This is a genomic window from Paenibacillus sp. J2TS4 (genome assembly GCF_018403245.1).
In the GTDB taxonomy this organism is placed as follows: Bacteria; Bacillota; Bacilli; order Paenibacillales; family NBRC-103111; genus Paenibacillus_L.
Map to the genome: position 1 here is coordinate 97,214 of NZ_BOSH01000012.1, position 24,914 is coordinate 122,127.

A 24,914-nucleotide genomic window follows, 5' to 3' on the forward strand; every position below is an offset into this window, starting at 1 on the left:
TTGAAGAATAAACGAACCATTCTAATAGTCGATGACACTTCGTCAAACATTCTGTTATTTGATACGATATTGGGGGAAGAGTACGAGGTTCTGTATGCAACCAATGGGGAGGAAGGGCTGGACATTGCGCTGAAGTTCCAGCCCGATCTGATCCTGCTGGATGTGATGATGCCGGGCATGGACGGCTACGAAGTATGCAGGCTTTTAAAGAAAAATCCATTAACCATGGCCATTCCAATCATTTTTATCTCTGTGCTGGATCATGAAGAGGATGAAGGGAATGGACTGAAGGCGGGAGCTATTGATTACATAGCTAAGCCTTTTAATACGGCAAACGTCAAGGCCAAGATCAAGAATCATCTGGAGTTTAAGGATTTACTTCTCCGTAGAAATGCGTAATGATTATGGCTACTGTAATGTGTGAGCGAAGGCATATCCCGTATCCGGAATGTTAATTATTATTAAAGCGCTTAAAATGGAATTAATTCACACCGGGGGTTATAGAGTAGGAACGATCTCAAATAAGCCCCGCTGCAAAGCTTACTGGCGAGCTTGATTAAATGGGATTGGCTGGTTGACAATGGAGCCCTGCAAAAATAAAATCGGCTGTTTGCTTGATTTCGTCCATCAATTCGGATTCCGATGTCAGGTGGGGATCGATTAGAAAGGAATCGTATGCGGGGTAGACTAGAATAGAAATGATAAAGATCAAAATCAAATCCAGCGATTCATAGTGAAAAACCCCTTCCTCTTTACCAGTCGTTAAAATACGTTCCAGATGATCAAAATAAGGGGTCACGATTTTGCTTATGGCTTCTTTCCTGGTATTCTCAGAGGACAGCTCGTGTCTTAAGAGCATATTAAACTGCTTATCCTGCTTTCGCATATGTACGAAAGTATCTATAAAATGGTATAGTGCCTCTCGAGGATTGGTTATGGGCTTGTCAAGCTCCAGATCGTTAATATGATACAAGTAATCAATGACGGTATAATATAAATTTTCTTTGGAACCGAAATAGTAAGAGACGAGAGCGAGATTAGCATCGGCCGCTTCGCAGATTTGTCGGACGGAGGTTCCGCTATACCCGTTATTTGCAAAACAAACCTTCGCCGCTTCCAAAATCCTTTTTTTCGATTCGTCCAGTTTGTGATTCATTCATATCCTCCAGATAGTCCTTTTAACACAATTATATTAAATTTAGACTCAAACTACAATCCTATTGAAATTCATGGAAATTTAGACTGTAGTCTCCAGGAATGGGTCGGAAGATGGATTGGGATGATTCTTTTGATCTATATTTTGCTTTCACGGAAAAAAAGCGGGCATTGGAAAAATGCAGGCTCGAAGAGATCATTGAAGGGCATACATTCCTTCCCAACGGAAGGACGGCTTTTCTTCCGTGCCACTTCATAGAGATAAAGGGACTATCGCCCTCTTAACTAGACAGCGATAGTCCTTTTCTTTGATTTACAGCGAGCCGTAACGGAATGGAGTCAATACTTGCCTCCGCCTTTGGATTTGGATGGATAACTGGCGATTCCGGCAACTCCGGGCATTCCGGCGAATTCGTCTCTTTCAGAGTAGGTACAGAAGTGTCTGGGAACAGGTACGCAATGATGGCGATTCACAACTTCTATTGGATGAATGACCGGGACGATCTGTGGATGAAAAAAATCTCTGACTACTCTAGAAGTCGGAGCTACAACTGGGCTGGCTGGTGGACATAGATGATGACAGTGGCGCATTCGGATCAACTCCTTCTTTAACGAAGTATGATAACACTATACGCAGACAAGGCGAATGGAGACTGTTCATTAGTCTAGATTCAGAAGAGTTTTTGAAAATTGGGGGAATGCCCCTATAGGAATTCATGAGCCGCCGTTGTAACCTTTCAGACAGAGCTGATCGTTAGCCGCTCTGCCTGAACAATTCAAGGGATGTTATTCCCCGCTGGATCCGGAACTGCTGATTAACTGATACTTTATTTAACGTCTGTTCCGCATTGTTTTTTAATGATACAAGAATATGTTAAAGTGTTAAAGTGCTTTAAAAAGTTCGATCATCCAGGCATAATGAAAGTAGTGGATTTACAAGAAGTTGAAAAATAACTCAACCCGGGAGGATGACGATCTTATGAAGCCTAGAGTATTTATTGCCAAACCCATTCCAGAGGAAATCCTCGACTTTATTGGACAACACTGTGCGATAGATCTGTGGAAATCGGACGATCCGGTTCCCGAACAGGTTTTGCGTGAGAAGCTGCTGGAGGCGGAAGGACTCCTTATTTCCGGATTAAGGGTAGATGAGCAGCTTCTGAATCAAGCTCCCAAGCTTAGAGTCGTAAGCAGTATGTCGGTAGGATACAACCATTTGGATATTGCTGCGTTGAAAAAGCGGGGGATTATAGCTACGCATACTCCAGGCGTGTTGGACGACACAGTGGCGGATCTTATTTTTGCACTAATTCTGGCTGCCGCGCGGCGTATTTCCGAATTGGACCATTATGTAAGGGCTGGAAATTGGAAGGCGGGAAGGCAGGATCCTCTCTTCGGCATAGATGTCCATCATTCTGTATTGGGCATTATTGGTATGGGACGGATTGGAGAAGCGGTGGCGAGAAGGGCGAGATTGGGCTTCGGAATGGATGTGCTGTACTCTAACCGGACTAGGAGGCCCGAGGCAGAGGCTGAGCTCGGAGCCCGCTATTGCGAGATGAATGAGCTGCTGGAGAAAGCGGATTTTGTCGTGCTGATGGTCCCTCTGACCGAGCAAACTCAAAGGCTTATCGGACAGGAGCAATTCGCGCGGATGAAGCCGACCGCCGTTTTCATTAACGCTTCTCGCGGCCAGACCGTGGATGAGCAGGCGTTGATCGAGGCGTTAAGGAACCAGACCATCCGGTCGGCCGGATTGGATGTTTTCGAGGAGGAGCCGCTTCCCGCTAACCATCCATTAATGACATTGCCGAATACCGTGTTAGTGCCGCATATCGGATCGGCAACGGCCCAGACCCGATATGATATGGCCATGCTGGCCGCCCGCAATTTAGTTTCTGCTTTGCAGGGAATTAAACCAGACCACGTCATTCCCGAACTGCTAGTCTGACCCCTCATAATAACAACTGATGAGATCATGAAGAAAGCTACAGGTCCAGTCCAGCTATGACGGGCTTACACAAAAGTAAATTTCATATAATGGAGCTTGCGAGGAGGAAAGAATAGTTACGCAGATATCATTAGGAGAGAGATTCCACTGCTTGCGGACGAATGCAAACAAAGGAGTATAATCGATTCCTTCTATTAAATAGAAAGCGGGGGCGCGGAATGGCTTGCCGCTCAACCAGCCTACACAGCCGAGGCAATCCTTCCCCTCGTATAAACCACAGAATTGGACTGAGCTAGAGAAAACGGTTAAATCCATATACATAATTATATGTTCTTCTTTAATGGGGGCGAGCTTCTGCAGAAGCCGCAGCCTGTCTTCCGCGTTCATCAGCCTGACGATCATAAGGGACATCCTTCCTGTCTGTTATTCTATTATTATTTCATAATTGGCTGATGGAAGAAAAGAAAATCTCTTATACTGCTATGTTGCTCCCATTAGAGAGTTTATTTTTTACCAAACGCTCGTGCGCGTTCCTAAGGCATTGCTGTATATTAGCTGCTGACGGTCGAGGTACATGTTGTTTTTTTGTCAAATTTACATTAAGCGGAGTCATTGACATGCTTTCATCCTTATACTACAATTCGTAGTGTGGCGTTTCCGTTCCTCGCGTGATAGCCCGGATTGGGCGTTAGACATTTATTTAAGAAGGTGAATATGCTGAATACGGCGGATTTAAGTCTATGGATTGTTTTCGGGGCAGGTGTTCTCTCGTTTATATCTCCCTGTTGCTTGCCTTTATATCCCTCCTATCTGTCTTATATAACGGGGATTTCTGTTAAAGATCTTCAGGATGGCAGAGGCATCTTGGAACGAAGGGCTATGCTTCATACGGTCTTTTTCATGCTCGGGTTCTCTATTATTTTTATAGCGCTTGGCTTGTCCTTGAGCTTGGTCGGTTCCGCTTTTGCAGAATATCAAACTCTGATCCGCAAGCTGGGAGGAATTCTGGTAGCCGTTATGGGTCTAATCATGCTGGGCATCCTTACTCCCAAAGCTCTTATGAAGGATCGGCGCTTTACCTTTCAGAGCAAGCCCCTTGGCTACCTGGGGTCCGTGTTAGTCGGAGTGACTTATGCCGCCGGCTGGACTCCCTGTGTCGGCCCTATACTCGCTGCAGTCGTCGCTCTTGGGGTTAGCAATCCGGATCAAGCCCTCTTCTATACCGTAGCTTATACTATCGGATTCGCGATTCCGTTCTTCGTCATGGCATTCTTTATTGGCAAAATGAAATGGATTATGCGGCACTCCGGGCTGATTATGAAAATTGGCGGAGGCCTGATGGTCATTACCGGAATTCTGCTTTATACGGACCAAATGACAAAGATTACAATATTTTTTATTGAATTGTATGGGGGCTTTACTGGTTTCTAAATAGTTGAAAGAGCAGCTTTCCTCAGTGCCCTCCATCAAACAAGCCAATATATACATTGAATGTAAAAAAGAAGGGAAATTGACAGACCATTCCTTTTATGCTATAGTTAGCTTAACAAGGCATTTCGCTCAGGTGGGCGGGATGCCTTCCTGTCTATTTAATCGTTTGTCTGAAACGGAATATGGCAGCCTTGCCTGAATCAAGGTGGTGATGAAGCCATGGATCGCTTGGGGAAGTAACCCATCCGTTGGCTGGAGAGAGTTTTAGAGCACTAAAAGGCAGTGTCAGGTCATATCATGAATAGTATAGGGTGAAGGATGAATCATGAAAAATTTTCCCAATAAAAATAAATCGGTGAAGGAACCGCCCGTCGTTGAGGCGAAAGTATGGATATGCGTCAATGAGCAATGTTCAGGGTGGATGAGGGCGGAGTTTGCATTTAAGGAAGAGCCGGAATGTCCTCTCTGTCATTCCGCCATGAGTCTTGGTGTGAAGGTTGTGCCTAAAATTTCGTAATCTGGAATACGGGCTAGTCGGAGCCAAGAGTTCAATTTAAGACGAAAGGGGAACTTTTATGATTCAAGTCAAGGAATTTTTGGATACTAATAATTCATCTGCGGAGAAAAAAACGAATGACTTTCTGGCTACCATCCGGGAGGATCAACTGATCGATATTCGATATTCAACCGGCATGAAAGCGTTCGGCACGACCACGGAGCAACGAAGCTACATTCTCGTGATTTATAGGGCAGATCCGGCATAATCCATGTCGTTACTTCTTGAATATTTAATACAACGCAGCGCCCCTAACCGTCCTTGACGACCGGGGCGCTTTATTATTGGTTAGGGATATAATCAAAACAAGAAATTGGATAAGTATGCATTCAAGTAGGAGACCCTGCCATGAGAAAACAAATGCTCGATTTTAGCAATCGTAAAAATTTACTATATTACATGTTGATTGTCATTCTTCCTGTTCTCCTGTCCGGTTATTTATATTCCGATCGTATGCGGGTGGAATAAATTGGAGGAAAACACTATACAAGATAATAAATCTGTGTTATTATCCAAATCAATAATAAACGGGGGTAAACAGACACAAATAAAAATAACGCAAACGATATATTGCCTTGCTCGGAGAATTCGTCTCGCCCAGCGAAAGCGAATCTTATAATATCGAGCATTGGCCAGCCTCCGAGATCAACGACCGATACAAGCAAGGGCGTGCCATTGCTGTTTAAGATGGATGTACCGTAAGGAGCAGGCGGAAGAAGCCATGCGGCAGACGGCGCTAGCCTTTGTAATTCGGTCAGGAAAGGGTGATTTGGAAGATGATGGATCGGGCTTATGCTTTATTTGAAGAGCAGCAGCTTAATCGCGGAATTGTGCTGGAACAGGTTAGAGCGAGGTTGAAGGCATTTCAGGTGGAAACGCCGTCCTGGGGTTATGGAGATTCCGGAACGAGGTTTAAGGTCTTCAAGAAAAACGGTGTTCCGCGAAATCCGTTCGAGAAGCTTGAGGATGCTGCTCAGGTTCATAAATTTACCGGATTGTGTCCCTCTGTAGCGATTCATATTCCATGGGATCAAGTCGATGATTTCGGAAAGCTCAATCATCATGCAGAAGAACTGGGGTTGAGCATTGGCGCCGTTAACCCGAACTTGTTTCAGGAAGACGATTATATGCTGGGCAGCGTCACTAATTCCGATCCGCAAGTTCGCAAGCGGGCAACGGCCCATTTGCTTGAATGCGTCGACATTGCCAAGGAGGTCGGCTCCAACGCTATCAGCCTCTGGTTTGCCGATGGGACCAATTATCCGGGTCAAGCGAGCCTGCGCAGACGTAAAGAGTGGATGTACGAATGTCTATCGAGGACGTACCGGGCGATGACTCCGAACATGAGGATGCTGATCGAATACAAGTTTTTTGAACCGGCCTTTTATCATACCGACCTGGCGGATTGGGGTATGGCGTTTACGATGGCGAACAAGCTGGGACCGCAGGCTGAGGTGCTTGTCGATACCGGGCATCATGCTCCTGGAACGAATGTGGAGCATATCGTCGCCTACTTGCTGGACGAGCAGAAGCTCGGGGGCTTTCATTTCAACTCGCGCAAATATGCCGATGACGATCTGATCGTCGGGAGCATTGATCCTTATGAACTCTTTTTAATATTTTATCAAATTGTCGATGCGGTGGAAGATTTGAACGAAGGCGTGCGGGCGACAGCCGAAAATATGGCTTATATGATCGACCAAAGCCACAATATTGAGAGAAAAATTCCAGCAATGATTCGTTCTGTGCTCAATGTGCAAACTCAATATGCTAAAGCTCTGTTGATTAATCTGGAGGAGGTAAGGGAAGCGCAGGAGACTCAGGATGTGCTGGCAGCGGAGAATGCCGTTCGCAGCGCATTTGAGCTGGATGTTGCTCCGCTGTTGTACTCGGTGCGGGAAGAAATGGGGCTTCCCATCGACCCGATGAAGGCCTATCTGGCCAGCGGCTACGAAGAACGCATCCTGGCCAGAGGCAAAGGCGGGGCAAGCTGGTGAACAATGCTCTGAATAGAGCTAAGTAAAAGCGAGCGGGGTTATGAATAGGATAGAGATGAATGAACGGCTGGCGGCCTTAACGGGTTGAGCAGCCGTTTTTCTCATGCCGAAGTGGAAACTTATCAATTCAAGAAACGATTACATCGAGGATATCCGATATTCGAGCTAGAAAATCTGCTTCTAAATTCAATGAAGCCATGGTTTTAAATAGGCCAAAAAGTACTTATGCTTACGCATGATTTCATAGGCAGCCATAGTTAAAGCTGGGTGATTTACTGTTTTGGAGAAGAGATTGGGCTTTGTTTGTATTTTTTGTTAAAATAATAATAATCAGTTGTATGAGGTTTAGGGTGAGCAGTTGGGAAAGACACAAGAAATCAACCGTATCTGTTGGAATTTCTTCAAATGGTGCATACTTGAAAGGAAGAGCTACACAGAAAGCTGATCTTGTATAAAAGTGTGTTATAAGAATAGATCGCCGATTTGTTAGGCATAAGTTGTGTTGAAGGAGTATTCGATTATGATTCTATATGAGCGGAGCGATGAATCGATCCAAGTCGTCAAAGTACTTGCCGTTCATCGGCAAAAAATTGTGATCGTCAGACAATTCAGACGATCTATGAACGAATATACATATGAGCTTCCCGGAGGCCGTCTCGAGAACGGAGAACAGCCACGGGCCGCCGCACTTAGAGAAATGCAGGAGGAAACCGGCCTGAAGTGCAGCCGGCTGACCGAACTGGGAACCTTTATCGATTCGGAACGGCGTGTAGCTGCCGGGCTGTATTTTACTAATGAGATTGTAGCCGAAGGGCCTCAAAGCCTGGAGCCGGACGAACGGATTGAGGTCCGTTTGGTGGGCATTGAAGAAGCTTTCTCTAATGTCCTTCACCGCAGGTGGAGGGACCCCCGCCTTGGTGTCGCGTTAATTCTCGCCCGTTCCAAAGGCTTCTTGGATCGGAGATGATCGGGCAGGGTCAGCCCGATTGTCTCTTCAGCTGCTGCTTGAAACGACGGCAGTGACGGTATTGGATTCGGCAATAACCGTTTCCTTGCTATCCAGAATTCGCACTTGCAGCTCCCAGGTTCCAGCCTTGTATAGATCGGATGCTGGCTGGAAGGTTAGCTGATCCCAGCTCTTCCATTGCGTGGGCTGACGTTGGCCGTTAACGTAAATGATGCTTTGCGGGGCGAAATGGCCTCCTTGCACCGTAATCCTTGCTTCAGCTTCCGTTGCAGGCAGGGTGTCCCCAATAACTAACGGGGAAGTGAGCGGTTCCAGTGTCATGGAACCATAGCCCAGGGTGTAGCCGGGCTGCATGATGCTATTTTTCCAATCCGTATATCCTCGCTGCTCCCCGAACAGAATATCGTATTGAAGGGTTTCATACTCCTTGAGGTCAGCCTCGGACACGTTCATCGCCTCATAATGGTCCTTAGGGGGAATGACGGGAATGCGCGCTGATAGATCTAATAAAAAGTCAGTATAGTAGCTTCCCTTTACTTCCGCCATATCCAGTACGTAGGGGCCCAAAAAGGAAGGGCTTAAATCGATATTTGTCTTTTCCAAGGAAAGGAAGTTGTTCCATACAAGAACGGGAACACGATACATTTTATTAAGGAAATCGGGATCGTCTTTTTGCAAATAACCTATATCTCTGTAGGTTTTATAATCGTCCCCAAGAAAAGGCAGATGATCTCCGAAAAAAACGAGGACGGTGGGCTCCTCTTCTTGGCTGTAAAAGTCCACCAGCTGCTTCAGCATGGCGTCCGCCCCCTTGGTTCCCTGAGCATACGTTTCCAGAAGCCCCCTGGATTCCTCGGACATTTCCCCTTCGACCTCAATCGTATTCTGCTCGAATTTTCCCGGATAATAGTGAAAATGATTCTGCATCGTATTGGCGAAGATGAAGGCAGGGCCTTCCGTCTTACTGGTTTCGGAAATAATGACATTCGCCACTTCCCGATCGGCAATATAGGGCCCTTCATAAACCGGATTGAAAAATTCCATGCTTATATATTGAGAGAAGCCTAAATATTCATATACTTTATTGCTGTTGAAATACCAATTGTGATAAGGGCTAATCGCCTTGGCCGTGTATCCCTGTCTGGACAAAATGCTCGCAAGCGAATCAATCGGGCGATCGATATACTGGTTGTAAACAATCGACCCTTGAGGCAGAAAGCGCATCGTATTGCCGGTCAGCACCTCGAATTCAACATTGGCGGTCCCGCCGCCGAACTGGGGCGAGAGCATAGTGCCGCTAGGGTAGTGGAGCTGAAGGGAATGGTAGAATTCCAGAGGATCCTTGCTAAATGTAACGTTATCCAGCACGGTTAAATCCCATAGGGATTCGCTTAAGACAACGATAATATTTGGCTTCTGCTCCCCCCCATCTTTAATGACAGGGCGGTAGGATTGAACAATGGCCTCCACCGCTTCCGCATCATAATCATCCGGATCTTTTCCAACAACCATTTTCGCATTCATCAGAGAGGCCAAAGCAAAGCCGTTCGAGGCGACGTTGTCCGCTTGATTATAAGCCAGATTTTTCAGGCCGATAGCTTTCTGGAGCGGGGGGAAATCGGTATAAAGAGAGGTCAAGAGAAGGATGGACATAGCGGCCAGCACCGCTCTTTCCTTCCCGGCGACTTGGACCGGCGAATGGGGAATACGGACTTGCAATGCATAGCTGCCGCCAAGATAAACAACCATTCCAGAAATCGTGGAGAGAGTGAAGATATTAGTTACGTAGGGAACCATATCTTGGGCCTCTCCGGCTAAAGTGAAGTCCCAGGGAAGCAGCGGAAGACCAAGTATTTTCAGCTTGATTCCGCTAACGAGAGACAGAAGGATAATCGAGGAAGAAACAATCCAATAAGCGATCCGGGTTTTTCCAATGATCGCCGACATTATAAGAAGCAGTCCAAGCACAGTCAGGACGTTGAAGGTGAAAGGGATGCCGTGCTTCAGAGTCCAGAGTAGTGTGGAAGCGGCATCTCCACGGACAAGAAACTCGGAAATCCATACTATCCAAATAGAGGAGAGAACCATCACGTATCTAGATTTTACATATCCCATTATTGGCTCAACCCAGCGGTCCATGCCATCGCACTCCTCATGGTTAAGAGTTTGTAAATTAATGATTACGCTTACACATTATATCAGGGTTTATCGGGTTGATAAAGAAGTGATTTTTTCCCTGCAATCCTGATCATCCTTTACGATTCGCACTGATTTTATTATTAATTACATGTAAAAGTCGAGATTCGACAAAATAATTTAAATTATTAACGATGTTTGTTGTCGGGAAAACATTATTATTGTGTAAAATTTTAATATATAATGGCATATATCGTCGTTTGTTGTTATTATAGGATTATATTGGCAATTAAAGGAGGAGAAGCGGTAATGAAAAGGCGTTTTATCATTTCTTTATTTATCCTATGCTTAGTCGTAGCGGGAGCAGGCCAAACAGGGTATGCCTCAACAATGGCCGTCGAGGAGGAGCCGGGAGAGGAAATTACCCAAGAGGAATTAGGAATGATTCACCGGGTTCAGTCTCCGAACTATCGGGATCTGGAGTCTGTAAGTGAGCTTGGACCGGTCATTCCCGGTTTAATGCAGGGATTGATCCCTCAAGGGATTGCCTTCTACGAAGCAATGGACTGGATAATCGTATCTTATTATCGGGATAATGGAAAACCGAGCATGGTTAGTGTAGTGGACAAGTCCACTGGCGAGCTCGTCAAATCGTTAAACCTGTACAGGGATGAGACAACCCCGTATACAGGTCATTCGGGTGGCTTGACTGTCAGCGAGAAGCATTTATGGGTGACTTCGGAGAAAAGCGCTTACGCGGTAAAACTCGAGGATTTGGCGCATTCCGAAGATGGGGGTAGGCTGGTTTTTTCAAATATTATCCGCACGGAAACGAACGCCTCTTTTGTAACCTATGATTCCGGCATTTTGTGGGTAGGGGAATTTTCCAGATTCGATTTTAAAACAGAGCCGTCTCACCATATGAGAAACCGGCAAAACATCGAGCATTCTGCATGGGTGGCCGGATACCGGCTTACCTCCGAAGATATGATCGATACTTCTCGAGTGGTGGAGGGAACGAATGCGGCGGTTCCGGATGTTCTGCTGTCCATTACGGATGAAATTCAAGGGATGGCCTTCGCAGACGGACATATCCTTCTTAGTCAATCCTATGGGCGTGCTATTGAAAGCTCCTTGCATACTTACCAATTATCCTTGGAAGAAGCGCCGCATGCCTATACGGACCGTTTCGATACGGGACCGGTTCCCATATGGTTCCTGGATGGATTGAATAAGCTGCATACCGTCGTTATGCCTCCGATGTCGGAAGGAATTGTAGAGAGCAGCGGAAATTTATACATTTTGTTCGAATCGGGCGCAGAGACTTACCGGGACAGCTTTTATCCGATAGACCGTATTTACATCGCGAATACCGATAATCTGCTGGATATGACTCCAACAGTTCCCGGTGCTCCAATTGGAGAGGCTCCTCTTCTGATTACCGAAGTTGTTGCAGCATCACCTGGAGAAGGAGAGCCGTACGAATATATTGAGCTTTACAATAACAGCAATCGAACGATTGATCTGGCGGGTTACAAAATGTATTACTACTACGATCCGGCCAATCCGGAACGTTGGAATACGAAAGTGACGAAATGGCTGCTCATGACGGCGGAAGACGTCGATCCGAATTCACCGGACCGCACAGATTCGACTATTAAGCCTCATCATACCAAAATCGTTTGGCTCAAGAAGCCGGGACATTACGACAAAACTGTCCAAGATTTCAATACGGCTTACGGAACGAAGCTGAAGGCTAAAGATTTTGTGTATATCAAGCTGACTCCCGGTCAGGGTCTTTCGAATACGACCCAAAGATTTCTATCCATCGTTGCTCCGAGAGGAGACCAATACTTCGACCGGATCAGTTATGTGACTTATAACGGCAGCTCGGAGAATGCCACTTCCGCAAGCTGCGGCAAGGCAGAGCTTCCATGTGATTTCGAGGTAGGGGAGAGCATCATTTACTTCTATCCGGAGGAGTCGCAATCGGAGGACGTGCTGGAGATGAGTAGGAAGGTGCCGCAATCTCTGCATCAAGCACCGACCCCAGGGAAGCTTCTGCCGGAGCAAATAAGGTCGATCGCGCGGGGAAGATAACGGGAGCTCCACTAAATTTTCGTGCACCTCTGCACAAAGAAGTGGTCCTGCAAAACCTTCACAGAAGGCTTCAGGACCACAGTCTTTTACTCGTAAGGTTCAATACATCAAGTGAAGAAGATGTTACGAACATTGTTGACGGCTAGAACAAGCAGAACCAGAATACCGATAATCGCCACCACATTTTTAAACGCAGTATTTTTTAACTCGCCCATGATTTTGGAATCATTGGCGACGCTAAACATAGCTGCGCCGATGATAGGCACGACAATAACGGTTACCGCTTGGGCAAATACAATCATCTCGAGCGGTACCTGGCCGAACAGGAGGGCAACCAGAGCCCCGACGGCCATCACAATCATTATGCAGATTCTTACCCCTTTATCGCTCAGCTTGCTTCCCAATCCAAGCGATTCCGCGAGCATGACTCCTCCGATAGTGGCATTTCCAGTAAGAGAGGAGAAGGAGGCGCCGAATAGGCCGATAATAAATACCGCGTTGGCCCAGCTTCCAAAAACCGGCTCCAGCGCTTTACCGATATCACCGGCCGTATTAACCTGAATGCCTTGCGGCATAAGGATCGCCGCAGCGCTTATCATAATCATGGATGAGATAACTCCAAGGATGATTATTCCGGTAAAGCTTTCCTTTACTCCATCCTTCAATCGGTCTTGGGTCAATCCTTTTTCTTGCACCAAGTACGATTGGTAGAAGGCTCCAACGATACTGAAGGTGGTCGCTACGAGCCCGATAATGAGCAGGATCGATCCTTGCGGCACCGTCGGAACCAGTCCGCTCACAATCCCGCCAATGCTCGGTTTGACCATAATTAACGTTAAAAGAAAGGAAACGATCATTAACGCTACCATGATCAGCATCATTTTTTCCAATATTTTATAAAAGTTTTTAGTAAACAATAAAGACATACCCAACAAAGCCGTAATAATGACCCATAACGGAGTGGGAGTTTGGGTTAAATCTGCGATGGCGAGTCCGGAGCCGATGGAATTACCGGCCTGGAAGGAAGAAGTAACCAGGAAAGCTCCGATACCGATAATGAACGAGGCGAATTTACCCCATTTATTGCGAATGACGGACAGCAGAGAGTGCCGGGTAGCCATGCCTATTCTTGCGCTCATTTCTGTAAATACAAGCATGAAGCAAATCGATAAAACCAATACCCACAACAGGTCATAGCCGTAGAGGCTGCCCAGCTTGGAGGTAAGCGTTATGCTTCCCGGTCCCAGCACGAGAGCGGCCGTAATTAATGAAGGGCCGAGAGTTCCCAGCCATTTGGCCAGTGACGAAGGCTTGTTATCAGACAATCTAGGCTCGTTACTCATAGTATAACCTCCCAAATTTGTTAAAGCGCTTACAAAAAGACTTGCTAATAGTATTTTAGAGATGATTTATTAATTTTGACAAGTCTTTTAATTGTCTTTAATTATAAATGAAGCAGGGCATGTGATTTCATCAAGGATTCGATTGACGATGGAGTCCGAGGCATAGCGGCTGCTTTTGCTTAACTCCTCTACTCCCTCCTTTTCCGGTGCGTCGGGTGAAAGGAGGCGCTTAATCTGTTCTACCAATTCCGATGGAGTATGGGCGATGGCGGCTGCTCCTTTGCGGTATAAATATAATGCGTTCTCCGCTTCTTGTCCGGGGAGCGGCCGATAGACAATGATCGGCAGGCTCGAGGCTATCGCTTCCGATAACGTAATGGCTCCCGCCTTGGTGACTATGCAGGTGGCAGAAGCCATCAGGTCGGCCATTTTTTCCACAAAACCATAGACTTCAACATTAACACTTCGGCCGTGCTTGGCGTGGATAGTTCTATACAGTTTCTGATTTCGGCCGCAAACAACGACGATTCTAGCCTGGATTAAGCTGCGGCGGATTCGACCGATTAAAGTGGATAAATTACTCAGAACTCCATAGGCTCCCGCTATGATCAAGACGACTTGGCGTTCATCCTGAAATGGAGACAGCCCGGTATCTGCATCAACTGAAGAACGGAGAGATGGGGATTGGAAGGAGGCTCTGACCGGAATACCGCCGCTGACTTCGATTCGGCGGGCGTCGATGCCTCGTTGGATGATTGTGGTTTTTAATTCGTTAGTTGGTACAAATAGAACATCATACTCTGAATGAATCCAACGATTATGAATGGCGAAATCGGTCAGGACAGTAAAGATCGGGGGACGCGAATTAGTTTGGGCGCGGACGGACGGCATCGGGAACGTATGGATGAGGACATCGGGCTTCTCCTGCTCGATAATCCGCTTCATCTGTTCGGCTCCCCAGGATTGAAAACATTTGGCGAGCCATTGATCTTGCTTCATGTTCTGTGTGTATTTATACGTCCACCCATAGAAATAGGGAAAGTAAGCAGACCCTTTAATATATAACTGGCGAATAAGCTCATTGAAGCGCGGATAAGAATCGGTGTACAGATCGATCATCTTGATTTGCTCAACTCCCTTTTGGAAGAAGGCCTGTTGAAGAGCGCGGGCTACTTGGAAGTGACCATCGCCATAGCTGGCGTACAAAATAAGGATCTTATATTCATTCATAGTCAGATCACCTGGTTCTCTGCTGAATTTGATCGTTGCGTTAATCTGCTTTTCAGTCAGGCGAATCCAAATTCGCGAACGTTCCGCTTATCATTAATCTCGCTTGGTTCAACAAAGAAGATAGCTGAGTGGTTTTGTATGAAAGGCGCTCCCAGCATTTTGCCGATACATAATTAATGTGCTTCCTCTGATGGAGAATCATTCATCACCATGAGTGGATTGGAATAATTGCCAAACATTGTAGAATGAAAGAGCCAATCTAGCATGTTACAATCTAGTAGACTTCTGGCCGAAGCACAAAAAACTGAAATTGTGCGCGGGGGAACCAATAGTGGGGTGAAACGGCCTCAAGGCCGTCGGGCGATTACTCTTTGACCCGAACCCGTCAGCTAACCTCGCAGGCCAACAAAGAGGAGGAACTGTACACCATGAAACACTTTAAGAAAGTAGCCCTTTCCGGAGTCTTGCTTGTGGGAACAATGCTGTCCGCTAGCGCGGTGTCTGCGGCTCCACAAACTGTTCAGCCAGGTGATTTGGAAAATATCGCCAAGCAGTATGGGGTTGATCTCTCATCTCTGCTAAAAGATAATCCGAATCTCAGCAAGCTTATCGAGATCGGTATAGGAAAGGACATGCCATTCCCTTGCTATCCTACTCCGGATCAAGGAAATAACCAAGGCAGCCAGCCAGCTCCGACTCAACCGGACCAAGGCAGCCAGCCGGCCCCAACTCCTGCCAAGCCGGAGCAGCCAGCGCCAAGCCAGCCAACCACGCCGACTCAACCGGACCAAGGCAATAAGCCAGCCCCGACCGAGCCAAGCCAAGGAGATCAGGCTGAAATTTCTGATTATGCCAAGCAAGTGGCAGACTTGGTGAACGAAGAACGGGCCAAAGCTGGACTTAAGCCACTAACGTTAGACTCTGCACTTTCTGCAATGGCTTTGGACAAAGCCAAAGACATGTATCATAACAACTACTTTGACCATAATTCTCCGACGTACGGCTCTCCATTCGACATGATGAAAACTTATGGTATTAAATATTCGACTGCGGGTGAAAATATTGCTAAAGGGCAGCGTAATCCACAGGAAGTAATGAATGCTTGGATGAACAGCCCGGGACACAAGCAAAACATTATGAGCCCTAACTTTACTACAATAGGCGTTGCTTATTACCAAGGGGTATGGGTGCAAGAATTTACCGGATAAACCGGAAAGCTTAACGCAATAATGCTAATATTTTATTCCTAACTTTATAAAATAAAGAAGAAAAGGATGCTGATCGGTTGAGGCCGTCAGCATCCTTCTTTCATGTTCGTTATAGATGTGAGGATCCTTAATCTCCATCCCTGTTCAATGATTTCCAGCCGCCGTAGGAGAAAAAGCTGATCCCGGTGGCTCCCGCATCTAAAGCGATAGATACATATTGTTTATATTTTTCATCGTCGATGGGGAACTCGCTGGAACGAAGCAATCCCGCGTAGAGAGGCACCCGATTATCCGACTTGGCGAGCTGGTCGCGAATCACTTGACCGAAGCTATCCGGCGTCAGCCAATAATTCATGGGGCAAATGAAATCCACTAACCCTTCTTTAACCCATTCCCACCACTCTTGGCCGAACTGTTCGTATTCGCTGTTTGGGCGAAACGGCTCGCTTCGCAGTTCATTGCCATAAGGCGAATTGTACCAAATAGCCGCCGATAATTGCACTGACTCAGATACCGACTTGATGGTTCGTCTAATTGCCCGCACGACATTGGTAATTAATGAAGCGCGAAACGCATACCAGGCTGCTGCATGATGGGTCATTATCCATTCCGCCTGCTGTCTGGTTTCTTTAAACTGCGAGGGCAAAGCGATATCATATTCCAGGCGGAATCGATCCAGACAGCGTTTACAGAAGCAATAATGATAGGAGCGTTTAAGAACGAGCCTATCCCCTACTGGGGGGTCATTATATCGATTATTAGCTTGTTCGACAAAGAACGTTGCAGAGACGCCGTTCGCCGTTGCCAATGTAATGGATTGGCCGGAGCGAGGGATGACGGTCCAATGCCCGGCATCTCTAGTATCGATAATCAAGCGGCTTTCATAATGATAATAGCGTATAAAATCGAGATGAATGCCCGCCAGTCCGGAATGCTTGACGAGCAGCTTGCGGCAGTGGTCGGCGATTAAGGAGACGGCTTCCGGATCGGAAGGGTCTAGGACATAACTTCTCCCCAATAAAGGTTCCTCCCAATTGGAAACCCCATCATAATCCACACAATAAGCGTCCTTTTTTGACACTAGCAGTTGTTCTCTGGTCGTGGCCTTATGCTGTAAAGTTCCAATCATTCCGTGAACCTCAATGCCTGCCGATGAACAGGCCTCAATCACTTCATCTATTCGTTTGTCCGCGTCCGGGTCCTGCTTGGAACCGGTCTCCAGATGAAGAAGCAGCTTGCCTACCCGATGGCGCAAGCACCAGTCGATCAATGTGTCGTTATCCTGCTTGGTCCGGCTTTCTTTCCCCAAGTAAAGCCAGGCCGCATGACTTGAAGCATGATCCATCTCCTTAACCCCCGTTCTTTCCAATATTCTTATACTCCAGACGCATCCATTAACTTCCGTCCGGCCCGAGTAATTTCATTATAACCTTTCCTCAACTTGACTCAAGGGGGGATGGACCGGCTTTATCAAATAGTAATCAAAGTGCTAGAAAAAGTAATCGCTGTCCGCTATTCACCAGCCGCCAACACAGGTAAACTTGAAAGCATAAGAAAAAGCACTCCTTTTTAATTTTATGTGCAGGATATTTTCTTCAAATTATAATCACCCAGAAAGAAATTTTCAGAAATAGGGGGAATCCAATGAAACCATCGACCAACACGCCACCGGCCATTCCTGCTTCCCGCAAAGGATATTGGGGTCAATTAGGGGCGGATGTCAGGAAGGATTGGGATTTATATGTCGCCTTGATCCCGGGAATTCTGTTTCTGCTTCTATTCAAGTATACACCCATGTACGGAATCATTATCGCGTTTAAAGATTTCAACATTTTCACAGGATTTGCGGATAGTCCCTGGGTGGGCATGGATAACTTCAAGAGGCTGTTTACTTCGCCTGATTTTATCAACGTATTCAAAAACACCCTCATTATTTCCGTATATAAGATTGTATTTCTGTTTCCGCTTCCGATCGTCGTTGCTATATTGATGAATGAACTAAAGAATATGATCTTCAAGCGGACGATTCAGACGATCGTCTATTTGCCTCATTTTTTATCGTGGGTCATTGTAAGCGGTTTATTTATTGATCTTCTTTCTACCAACGGAGGATTGATCAACCGGATGATCGTAGCGCTTGGCGGAGAGTCGATCGCTTTCTTCCTCGATCATACCGTGTTTCGTTCCGTGCTGATCTCCTCAGCCGGGTGGAAGGAAATCGGCTGGAGCACCATCGTTTACCTTGCGGCCTTGAGCGGGATTGATCCGCAGCTTTATGAAGCGGCCAGGATTGATGGCGCCAACAAGTTTAAGCAAATTTTATACATCACCATCCCGGGATTGACCCCGATAATCCTTCTGATGTTTATTCTCCGTCTGGGCAGTATTCTCGAAGCGGGGACCGAGCAAATTCTCGTTATGTACAATCCGAACGTATACAACGTCGCTGACGTTATCGGAACTTATGTCTACCGGGTCGGGCTGGGTGAACAAGATTACAGCTTCTCAACAGCCGTTGGTTTGTTCGATTCGGTGATCGGCTTCATTCTGATCATTACAGGCAACTATTTATCGCGCAAATATTTGCAGCGGGGCATATGGTAAGCGATTCTAAATGGATTCTGCTGAAGCGAGAGGGGAGATCATAGCATGGAAACACCAGAAACAGCTTCTGTAAAAAACAATAGAAGCCGCAACACCATTAAAGAATCGACCGGGGAAAGAATCTTTTACTTCTTCAATTACTTGCTATTCATTCTTATGGGAGTGGTCACCCTATTCCCGTTTCTGAATCTCATAGCCAAATCATTAAGCAGTGAGGCGGCCGTCATTTCCGGAATGGTCACCCTTTTTCCGGTAGATATTCAATTCGGAACTTACCAATACGTTCTCAAAGACTCCATGTTTATCAACTCTTTTAAGGTTTCAGTGCTGATTACGACCGTAGGTACGGCGCTCAGTCTGTTTATGACCGCATTGGCGGCCTACCCGCTTTCCAAGCCGAGACTTCGGGGGCGAAAATTTTTTATCCTGATGTATGTCTTTACCATGCTGTTCAGCGGCGGGCTGATTCCGACCTACCTGCTGATGCACAAACTGGGGCTCATCAACCAGCTCCCGGTGTTATTTCTTCCGGCAATGATTAGTGTTTTCAACATGCTGATTATTAAAAACTATTTTGAAAGCTTGCCCGAAAGCCTGGAGGAATCCGCCAAAATTGACGGCGCCAGCAACCTGAGGATTTTATATAAAATTACGCTGCCTTTATCCATGCCGGTATTTGCAACCATCGCTTTGTTCTATGCCGTAGGCTTCTGGAATGATTTCTTCGCTTCCATGATCTATATCAACAGTCCGGAGAAGAAGCCGATGCAGCTATATTTGAAGGAATTGCTCGTTTCGGCCAGCGACGCCTTTATCTCCGGAGGAAATGTCATCAATATAGATGCCGCTATGAACATGACTCCGCAAGCGATCCAGGCAGCTTCCATTTTGCTGGCTACTATACCTATCCTGCTTGTGTATCCGTTCCTGCAAAAGTACTTTGTGAAGGGTGTGCTGATCGGCTCCGTCAAAGGATGAGGGATTTATGATATTGAGCAGGTCAACGAGTATGGAAAGGCGGTGATATCATCTCCGTATATCGCGCTTTGACAGGATTAATCCAGGATTAAAACTTTCAAAAGAAGAAAGGGAGGTTCATCTATGGAAAATTTTAAAGTAAGCAAAAAGTTGCTGTCCTCAGTTTCTATTGCCGCACTAGCTGTAACGGTGGCGGCTTGCGGAGGTGGCGGGAGCGATAATAAGGGCGCTGCTCCAACCAGTTCTCCCCCCGCTTCCCAAGCTCCCAAAACAGAGGGTGACGACAAAACGGAGAAGCCGCAGCTGCGCCAATTGATGCCTTTTGACCGCTTTGACCCGAATAAAGAACCTGTTGCTGCATACTTAAAAGAAGCAACAGGTTATGATGTCAAATATGAGCAGCTTCCCGCAGAGAATGCCGATGAGAAGCTGAACCTGCTGATGGCTAACCAGGAGTCGTATGATTTCATGAAGATTGCCAAAAATCAATTCGCCAGACTAGCTGCCTCAGGGGCGCTTGAACCGCTGGATGAACTGATTGAGAAGTACGGGACGAATATGCAAAAAGTGATCTATGAAGAAACCTGGAACAGTGTGATCATCGATGGCAAAAAGTACGGAATCCCGGAAGGAACGGCCGGAACACAGGTAGGTACCGAGCTGGTTGTACGTCAGGACTGGCTGGATGAGCTCGGATTGGAAATGCCGACCAACACCGATGAATTGTACGATGTATTGAAGACGATCAAAGAAAAGAAAAATATCATTCCTTTAACGGGGGGCAAGGACCCGATGGTTGGAGATATTGCCTCGACCTTCGGAATAACGACGGATTGGGTAGAGCAAGACGGCAAGCTGGTGCATGCAGTAGAGCTGCCTGGGATGAAGGAATATTTGGCTTTTATGAACAAGCTGTATCAGGAAGGATTAATGGACCCGGAATGGGGAATTAATACTTCAGCCAAGGCGATTGAGAAGTTTTCCAGCGGCAAGGCGGCTATGTACCGGTTAGCTTGGTGGGATGCGGGGAATATCAATAATGCCCTGGCCAAAAATTTCCCGGATGCCAAGATCTCGATTGTGCCATTTCTTAAAAACAAAGACGGCCAAGTGACGGTGGTCGGTACGGCTGGTGTCAGCTACGTCATAGCTATCCCTAAATGGTCCAAACATAAAGAAGACGCCATAAAGTATATTGATATGAAACTGGAAGAAGATATTTTTAAAGGTTTGGCTATTGGTGAAGAAGGCGTTCACCATGAAGTGAAGGACGGCAAGTATTACCCGATTCATCCGAAATTCGCAGATGAGTGGAGCAACGCCAGTGCTTTCTTGACAGGGTCGGATCAGGAGAAGTATCCGGATTACTGGCAAGCCCGCGTACGTAAAGACGAAAATGTCCAAACGTATTTTGAAACCTTCCAGGCGAACGCCGAAGATAAAAAAGTGATCGATCCGTTATCTTACGCTCCTCCGATTGACGCCATCTCCAAAAACACCCAGAAGCTTGCCAAGCTAAGGGAAGACAGCTTCATCAAATTTATCGGTGGAGTGGATTCGCTCGACAATTACGATAAATTCCTGGAGCAATGGAGAGCCCAGGGCGGCGACGAAATGATTAAAGCCGCCAACGAATGGTATCAGTCCAGTAAATAATTTTAAATTGAAAGCATGAGGCCTGTCTCATGCTTTCTTTCATTTGAAAGGCACTGGAAATTTTGGGTGGTTATTTACCCTCAGTTCATATTGTAATTTTTAATGAGGAATCGATCTTTTCGTCCCTAGAGTGCATGGACCAACCTTTTCTTTTTATGGTACTATCTAGTTGAACATGAATACTATAATGCAGCCTGTGCATGGAAAAGAGGATGAAGGATGAAATATTCTGTTTTCACAGTTATGCTTCCGGAATTATCGCCTGAAGAAGCGATACCTGCGCTTAAGAAGGCGGGCTATGATGGAGTGGAATGGAGAGTAACGGCTATCGATCCAGCCAAAGCAGAAGAGGCGCCCTCTTTCTGGGGGAACAATCGGTGTACGGTCGATATTCATTCGTCTGAAGAGCAAATTCTGAGCTTGAAGGCGGCGACGGAGCAAGCAGGCTTGGAAATTCCCGCACTGGCCTGCTATTTGGCATGCGGTGATGTAGAAGGGACGGAACGGGGAATGAGAATAGCTCAATGGCTAGGTGCTGCGGCTATTCGAGTTGGTGTGCCGATGTACAACCGGAGTAAGCGCTATCAGGAACTGTTGAAGGAGGGCCGCGCTTATTTGAGTCAGGTTCAGGAGCTAAGCCGCAGGTATGGGGTACAGGGATGGATTGAAATTCATATGAATAATATTGCGACCAGCGCAAGCTTGGCGCATAAACTTGTCGATGGCTTTGACCCTGCTCATATCGGGGTTATTTATGATCCCGGCAACATGGTGTATGAAGGATACGAGCAGTACCGTATGGGCTTGGAGCTGCTGGGGCCTTATCTTGCCCATGTTCATGTCAAGAATGCTCACTGGGTGCGCAATGACGATCCGAGCCGCCATATTTGGCAGGCAGATGCTTGTCCGGTGCCGGATGGAGTCGCCAATTGGAAGCAAATTCTGGACGATCTGCAGGCGGTCGGGTATGATCGATGGCTGAGCTTTGAAGACTTCAGCCGATCGGCTCCCAGTGAAGAGCTGCTGGTACGCAATCTGCAATATATGAAATCATTATAGGTAAATGAAACGTTTAACGGGGCCGAAACGATGTTTCGGCTCTTTTATCTTGAAATGGGTTGGGGAAGGAGGAACTCTCCTATTGATAAGGCGCTATGCAGGTAGCCAGGCTTTTAACTACTATCCCCTTAAATCAGGAAGGCGAGCCATTCGTACTTCGACAGAGAAATCCTTCGAGATTCCGGGCAGTTAAGTTCCGCCATCGATCAAGTAATATGTTACGCTATCGATCGAGTATTTAATTTCTGAGCGAAGGGGATAAGGACCAAAAGAGCGCAGGGAGAGCAGGCTGGCTCGGCGAGAACCAGTAAATAAGAAAGAGACCGGGAAGACAGACGAATCGAATCGTTCATCGTTCTTCCTGATCTCAATTCAAGGTAATGATTGGCAGCAGTCGCCCCTAATGGACATTAAAGGGCAGCGAATTGGTTTCGACAATAGCTATCGATTGTGAATCGATCAATTTAACCTTAATTTCCAGCTTGCCCGGTTTACCCAGCAGACTGGCCGGTATGACGGCGGTCACGGTCTCCCGGTCGACGTAAGTCGTCTCGAGGGAGTCGCCATTTGCGTAAACTAATCCCCCCGGGACAAAATTCTTTCCTTTCAGTTGGATCGTTACTGAAGCATCCTCACTTGTTTGGACAGAGCCTTCAACCGGAGATAATTGATCCAATTGCATGGGACCAAAACCGAGTATAAAATTCGGATCAACGATCTGGTCCTCGAAATCTGTATACCCGTGTCGTGCCCCAAACATAATATCGTACTGCAAGTATTCGTAGGTGCGCAGCTCGTTCGCCCATTGCTCGCTATCGGGATCGGGAAGCACGGGTGATTTCTCATACAAGGAATAAAGGAAGTCCGTATAGTATGATCCTTCCTTCTGGGCCTTATTCAGCACATACGGTCCAAGGAAGGAGGTGCTGATATACAGGTCCTCCTTATCGCTGGGCAGGTAATTATCCCAGACAACGAAAGGAACACTGTACATTTTTCTAAAGAAGTCCGGATCGTCCTCCTGTAGATAGTTGCTTTCCTTGTATGTTTTATAATCATTGCCAAGCACGGGCAAATGATCACCGAAGAAGACGATAATGGTTGGTTCGCCGGAGGCTTCGAAATGCTCGACCAAATTTTTTAACATTTCATCCGCGCCCGTTAATCCTTGGGCAAAGGTTTCCAGATGCCCTTTGGATTCTTCCGACAGGTTAGCCCCTTCCACCTTAATCGTATTCTGGCCGAATTTCCATGGCTCGTATGGATAGTGATTTTCCATCGTGTTAGCAAAAACGAATGCCGGTCCGGGACTGGCTTCCACCTGTTCTATAATATTATTGGCCACCTCTGTATCCGCGAGGAACGGTCCCTTGTATACCGGATTGAAGAACTCGCTGCTGATAAACTTCGAGAATCCGAAGTTGCGGTATACATTCCTGCTGTTGAAAAACCAGTTATGGAACGGGTTAATGGAGGCCGTTGTATACCCCTGTCTCTTCAGAATGCCCGCAAGAGAGTCTACAGGGTGGTTGACATATTGAATGTAAGGGAGCGAGCCCTGCTGCACGAAGCGCATCGAATTGCCGGTCAGCACCTCGAATTCCACATTAGCCGTTCCTCCGCCGAACTGGGGTGATCTCATCCAGCCTCCGCTATATTTTTCCTGCAGCGAATGATAAAAAGGAATAGGGTCTTCACTGAATTTGATGTCTTTCATGATGGTGGGATCCCAGAACGATTCATTCAGGATGACAATAATATTCGGATCGATCGGATTCTTCTCCGATTTCCGCGGAATTTCCGCGATCAGACTTTCTATCTTGTCCTTACTGTACCCTTCCGGTTCGCTGATCAGAATCAGATCCACATTTAATAAGGTAGTCAGAAGGAGTCCGTTGGTCATATAGTTCGCGGTCTGATCCCACGGAATAGTGGATATGTTGAACGCTTGCTTGACCGGAATCGGCTTGCCCGAATAGACGGATATAAAAAATACAACCGAAAGCAGGGCCAGCACGATCTTGGTTTTCCAACGGAATTTTCCGTTGAAATGAGGCAAGCGATAAAGCATCAAATAGCTGCCAAGGAGAAAAATGACCGCCCCGGAAATCAGATTGATGCTAAAGAGGCTGTTAACGTACTGGAGAACATCCTTGGCCTCACTGCTAAGGAACACATCCCATGGAAGAAGCGGGACGCCCATAATTTTCAGCTTGATTCCGCTGGCAATGGCGATCGTAATGAAGATCAGCGCGGCTATCCAATAAGCCCATCTGGTTCTGCCGGTAAGTGCCGTTAGAATGAGAAGGGCAAAGACCACGAAGAGATAATTCAAGAGCAGCTCGAGAGGGTTGGTCATCAACCAGGACCAGACGGCGGCAGCGCTTCCCCGACTGAAAAATTCAACGAACGATACTATCCATAAGGACAGAATAAATAGAGGGTATATCGATTTTAGAGGCTTGGCCATCCGGATCGTACTCCTAACCTTTAATGGAAATAAGTTAAGCTTTTGTAAACATACAAATCATTATAACATGAGG

General features: G+C 46.6%; 20 protein-coding genes and 1 riboswitch. Of the genes, 13 read left to right on the top strand and 7 right to left on the bottom strand.

The window, feature by feature from the left end:
- Positions 1–399 (top strand): response regulator, encoded by a 399-nt coding sequence (locus KJS69_RS21925; protein WP_213585926.1) that lies wholly within the window; start codon positions 1–3, stop codon positions 397–399.
- 157 nt (positions 400–556) lie between these two features.
- Here KJS69_RS21925 and KJS69_RS21930 read toward each other — a convergent pair whose 3' ends face one another.
- Complete coding sequence (locus tag KJS69_RS21930; protein WP_213585927.1) at positions 557–1,156, bottom strand: TetR/AcrR family transcriptional regulator; 600 nt, start codon at positions 1,154–1,156, stop codon at positions 557–559.
- Positions 1,157–2,134: 978 nt separating this feature from the next.
- Between KJS69_RS21930 and KJS69_RS21935 the strand changes: the two genes are divergently transcribed.
- Positions 2,135–3,106 carry a 2-hydroxyacid dehydrogenase gene (locus tag KJS69_RS21935; RefSeq protein WP_213585928.1) on the top strand — a complete coding sequence of 324 codons (972 nt, stop codon included), beginning with the start codon at positions 2,135–2,137 and terminating at the stop codon, positions 3,104–3,106.
- Between the two features lie 54 nt (positions 3,107–3,160).
- Here the strand turns inward: KJS69_RS21935 and KJS69_RS21940 are convergent, their stop codons facing one another.
- Complete coding sequence (locus tag KJS69_RS21940; protein WP_213585929.1) at positions 3,161–3,508, bottom strand: hypothetical protein; 348 nt, start codon at positions 3,506–3,508, stop codon at positions 3,161–3,163.
- Between the two features lie 312 nt (positions 3,509–3,820).
- On the opposite strand from KJS69_RS21940, the gene KJS69_RS21945 reads away from it, so the two are divergent.
- The 5 genes from KJS69_RS21945 to KJS69_RS21965 all read left to right on the top strand — a co-directional run bounded on the left by KJS69_RS21945 (position 3,821) and on the right by KJS69_RS21965 (position 8,057).
- Positions 3,821–4,537: a cytochrome c biogenesis CcdA family protein gene (locus tag KJS69_RS21945; RefSeq protein ID WP_213585930.1), complete on the top strand. Its 717-nt coding sequence runs from the start codon at positions 3,821–3,823 to the stop codon at positions 4,535–4,537.
- A gap of 325 nt (positions 4,538–4,862) precedes the next feature.
- The gene (locus KJS69_RS21950; protein WP_213585931.1) at positions 4,863–5,054 is read left to right on the top strand and encodes a cold-inducible protein YdjO-related protein; all 192 of its coding nucleotides are present in this window, start codon (positions 4,863–4,865) and stop codon (positions 5,052–5,054) included.
- A gap of 58 nt (positions 5,055–5,112) precedes the next feature.
- A complete protein-coding gene (locus tag KJS69_RS21955; RefSeq protein WP_213585932.1) occupies positions 5,113–5,301 on the top strand; it encodes a sporulation protein Cse60 in 189 nt (62 codons plus the stop codon).
- A gap of 568 nt (positions 5,302–5,869) precedes the next feature.
- Complete coding sequence (gene rhaI, locus KJS69_RS21960) at positions 5,870–7,090, top strand: L-rhamnose isomerase (protein WP_213585933.1); 1,221 nt, start codon at positions 5,870–5,872, stop codon at positions 7,088–7,090.
- Positions 7,091–7,610: 520 nt separating this feature from the next.
- Entirely contained in the window at positions 7,611–8,057 is a 447-nt protein-coding gene (locus tag KJS69_RS21965) for an NUDIX hydrolase (protein ID WP_213585934.1), read from the top strand.
- A gap of 27 nt (positions 8,058–8,084) precedes the next feature.
- On the opposite strand, the gene KJS69_RS21970 is transcribed toward KJS69_RS21965, so the two are convergent.
- Positions 8,085–10,196, bottom strand: coding sequence for an LTA synthase family protein (locus KJS69_RS21970; RefSeq protein WP_249730656.1), 2,112 nt, complete (start codon positions 10,194–10,196; stop codon positions 8,085–8,087).
- 306 nt (positions 10,197–10,502) lie between these two features.
- On the opposite strand from KJS69_RS21970, the gene KJS69_RS21975 reads away from it, so the two are divergent.
- Entirely contained in the window at positions 10,503–12,293 is a 1,791-nt protein-coding gene (locus tag KJS69_RS21975) for a lamin tail domain-containing protein (RefSeq protein WP_213585935.1), read from the top strand.
- Positions 12,294–12,400: 107 nt separating this feature from the next.
- Here KJS69_RS21975 and KJS69_RS21980 read toward each other — a convergent pair whose 3' ends face one another.
- Together KJS69_RS21980 and KJS69_RS21985 are read right to left on the bottom strand one after the other, a co-directional pair.
- Positions 12,401–13,636 (bottom strand): Nramp family divalent metal transporter, encoded by a 1,236-nt coding sequence (locus KJS69_RS21980; RefSeq protein WP_213585936.1) that lies wholly within the window; start codon positions 13,634–13,636, stop codon positions 12,401–12,403.
- Between the two features lie 87 nt (positions 13,637–13,723).
- On the bottom strand, positions 13,724–14,866 hold the full coding sequence (locus KJS69_RS21985; protein WP_213585937.1) for an MGDG synthase family glycosyltransferase: 1,143 nt from the start codon (positions 14,864–14,866) through the stop codon (positions 13,724–13,726).
- Positions 14,867–15,143: 277 nt separating this feature from the next.
- Positions 15,144–15,284: riboswitch (cyclic di-AMP (ydaO/yuaA leader) on the top strand.
- A 10-nt stretch (positions 15,285–15,294) separates the two neighbouring features.
- Here KJS69_RS21985 and KJS69_RS21990 point away from each other — a divergent pair.
- A complete protein-coding gene (locus KJS69_RS21990; RefSeq protein ID WP_213585938.1) occupies positions 15,295–16,074 on the top strand; it encodes a CAP domain-containing protein in 780 nt (259 codons plus the stop codon).
- 127 nt (positions 16,075–16,201) lie between these two features.
- Here KJS69_RS21990 and KJS69_RS21995 read toward each other — a convergent pair whose 3' ends face one another.
- Positions 16,202–17,419 (bottom strand): family 10 glycosylhydrolase, encoded by a 1,218-nt coding sequence (locus tag KJS69_RS21995; protein ID WP_213585939.1) that lies wholly within the window; start codon positions 17,417–17,419, stop codon positions 16,202–16,204.
- A 299-nt stretch (positions 17,420–17,718) separates the two neighbouring features.
- Between KJS69_RS21995 and KJS69_RS22000 the strand changes: the two genes are divergently transcribed.
- The 4 genes from KJS69_RS22000 to KJS69_RS22015 all read left to right on the top strand — a co-directional run bounded on the left by KJS69_RS22000 (position 17,719) and on the right by KJS69_RS22015 (position 22,371).
- The gene (locus KJS69_RS22000) at positions 17,719–18,678 is read left to right on the top strand and encodes an ABC transporter permease (protein ID WP_213585940.1); all 960 of its coding nucleotides are present in this window, start codon (positions 17,719–17,721) and stop codon (positions 18,676–18,678) included.
- Between the two features lie 45 nt (positions 18,679–18,723).
- Positions 18,724–19,656, top strand: a complete 933-nt coding sequence (locus tag KJS69_RS22005; protein ID WP_213585941.1) for a carbohydrate ABC transporter permease — start codon at positions 18,724–18,726, stop codon at positions 19,654–19,656.
- Positions 19,657–19,779: 123 nt separating this feature from the next.
- Complete coding sequence (locus KJS69_RS22010) at positions 19,780–21,312, top strand: extracellular solute-binding protein (protein WP_213585942.1); 1,533 nt, start codon at positions 19,780–19,782, stop codon at positions 21,310–21,312.
- A gap of 219 nt (positions 21,313–21,531) precedes the next feature.
- Positions 21,532–22,371, top strand: a complete 840-nt coding sequence (locus tag KJS69_RS22015; protein ID WP_213585943.1) for a sugar phosphate isomerase/epimerase family protein — start codon at positions 21,532–21,534, stop codon at positions 22,369–22,371.
- Positions 22,372–22,771: 400 nt separating this feature from the next.
- Here the strand turns inward: KJS69_RS22015 and KJS69_RS22020 are convergent, their stop codons facing one another.
- Positions 22,772–24,841, bottom strand: a complete 2,070-nt coding sequence (locus tag KJS69_RS22020) for an LTA synthase family protein (RefSeq protein WP_213585944.1) — start codon at positions 24,839–24,841, stop codon at positions 22,772–22,774.
- Between the last annotated feature and the right edge of the window lie 73 nt (positions 24,842–24,914).

Bases quoted from the DNA above. Each gene is read 5' to 3' on its own strand.
- KJS69_RS22000 (WP_213585940.1), top strand. From the start codon at position 17,719: ATGAAACCATCGACCAACACGCCACCGGCCATTCCTGCTTCCCGCAAA.
- KJS69_RS22015 (WP_213585943.1), top strand. From the start codon at position 21,532: ATGAAATATTCTGTTTTCACAGTTATGCTTCCGGAATTATCGCCTGAA.
- KJS69_RS21975 (WP_213585935.1), top strand. From the start codon at position 10,503: ATGAAAAGGCGTTTTATCATTTCTTTATTTATCCTATGCTTAGTCGTA.
- KJS69_RS22005 (WP_213585941.1), top strand. From the start codon at position 18,724: ATGGAAACACCAGAAACAGCTTCTGTAAAAAACAATAGAAGCCGCAAC.
- KJS69_RS21955 (WP_213585932.1), top strand. From the start codon at position 5,113: ATGATTCAAGTCAAGGAATTTTTGGATACTAATAATTCATCTGCGGAG.
- KJS69_RS21940 (WP_213585929.1), bottom strand. From the start codon at position 3,508: ATGATCGTCAGGCTGATGAACGCGGAAGACAGGCTGCGGCTTCTGCAG.
- KJS69_RS21980 (WP_213585936.1), bottom strand. From the start codon at position 13,636: ATGAGTAACGAGCCTAGATTGTCTGATAACAAGCCTTCGTCACTGGCC.
- KJS69_RS22020 (WP_213585944.1), bottom strand. From the start codon at position 24,841: ATGGCCAAGCCTCTAAAATCGATATACCCTCTATTTATTCTGTCCTTA.
- KJS69_RS21935 (WP_213585928.1), top strand. From the start codon at position 2,135: ATGAAGCCTAGAGTATTTATTGCCAAACCCATTCCAGAGGAAATCCTC.
- KJS69_RS21990 (WP_213585938.1), top strand. From the start codon at position 15,295: ATGAAACACTTTAAGAAAGTAGCCCTTTCCGGAGTCTTGCTTGTGGGA.
- KJS69_RS21965 (WP_213585934.1), top strand. From the start codon at position 7,611: ATGATTCTATATGAGCGGAGCGATGAATCGATCCAAGTCGTCAAAGTA.
- KJS69_RS21970 (WP_249730656.1), bottom strand. From the start codon at position 10,196: ATGGACCGCTGGGTTGAGCCAATAATGGGATATGTAAAATCTAGATAC.
- KJS69_RS21985 (WP_213585937.1), bottom strand. From the start codon at position 14,866: ATGAATGAATATAAGATCCTTATTTTGTACGCCAGCTATGGCGATGGT.
- KJS69_RS21930 (WP_213585927.1), bottom strand. From the start codon at position 1,156: ATGAATCACAAACTGGACGAATCGAAAAAAAGGATTTTGGAAGCGGCG.
- KJS69_RS21995 (WP_213585939.1), bottom strand. From the start codon at position 17,419: ATGGATCATGCTTCAAGTCATGCGGCCTGGCTTTACTTGGGGAAAGAA.
- rhaI (WP_213585933.1), top strand. From the start codon at position 5,870: ATGATGGATCGGGCTTATGCTTTATTTGAAGAGCAGCAGCTTAATCGC.
- KJS69_RS22010 (WP_213585942.1), top strand. From the start codon at position 19,780: ATGGAAAATTTTAAAGTAAGCAAAAAGTTGCTGTCCTCAGTTTCTATT.
- KJS69_RS21950 (WP_213585931.1), top strand. From the start codon at position 4,863: ATGAAAAATTTTCCCAATAAAAATAAATCGGTGAAGGAACCGCCCGTC.
- KJS69_RS21945 (WP_213585930.1), top strand. From the start codon at position 3,821: ATGCTGAATACGGCGGATTTAAGTCTATGGATTGTTTTCGGGGCAGGT.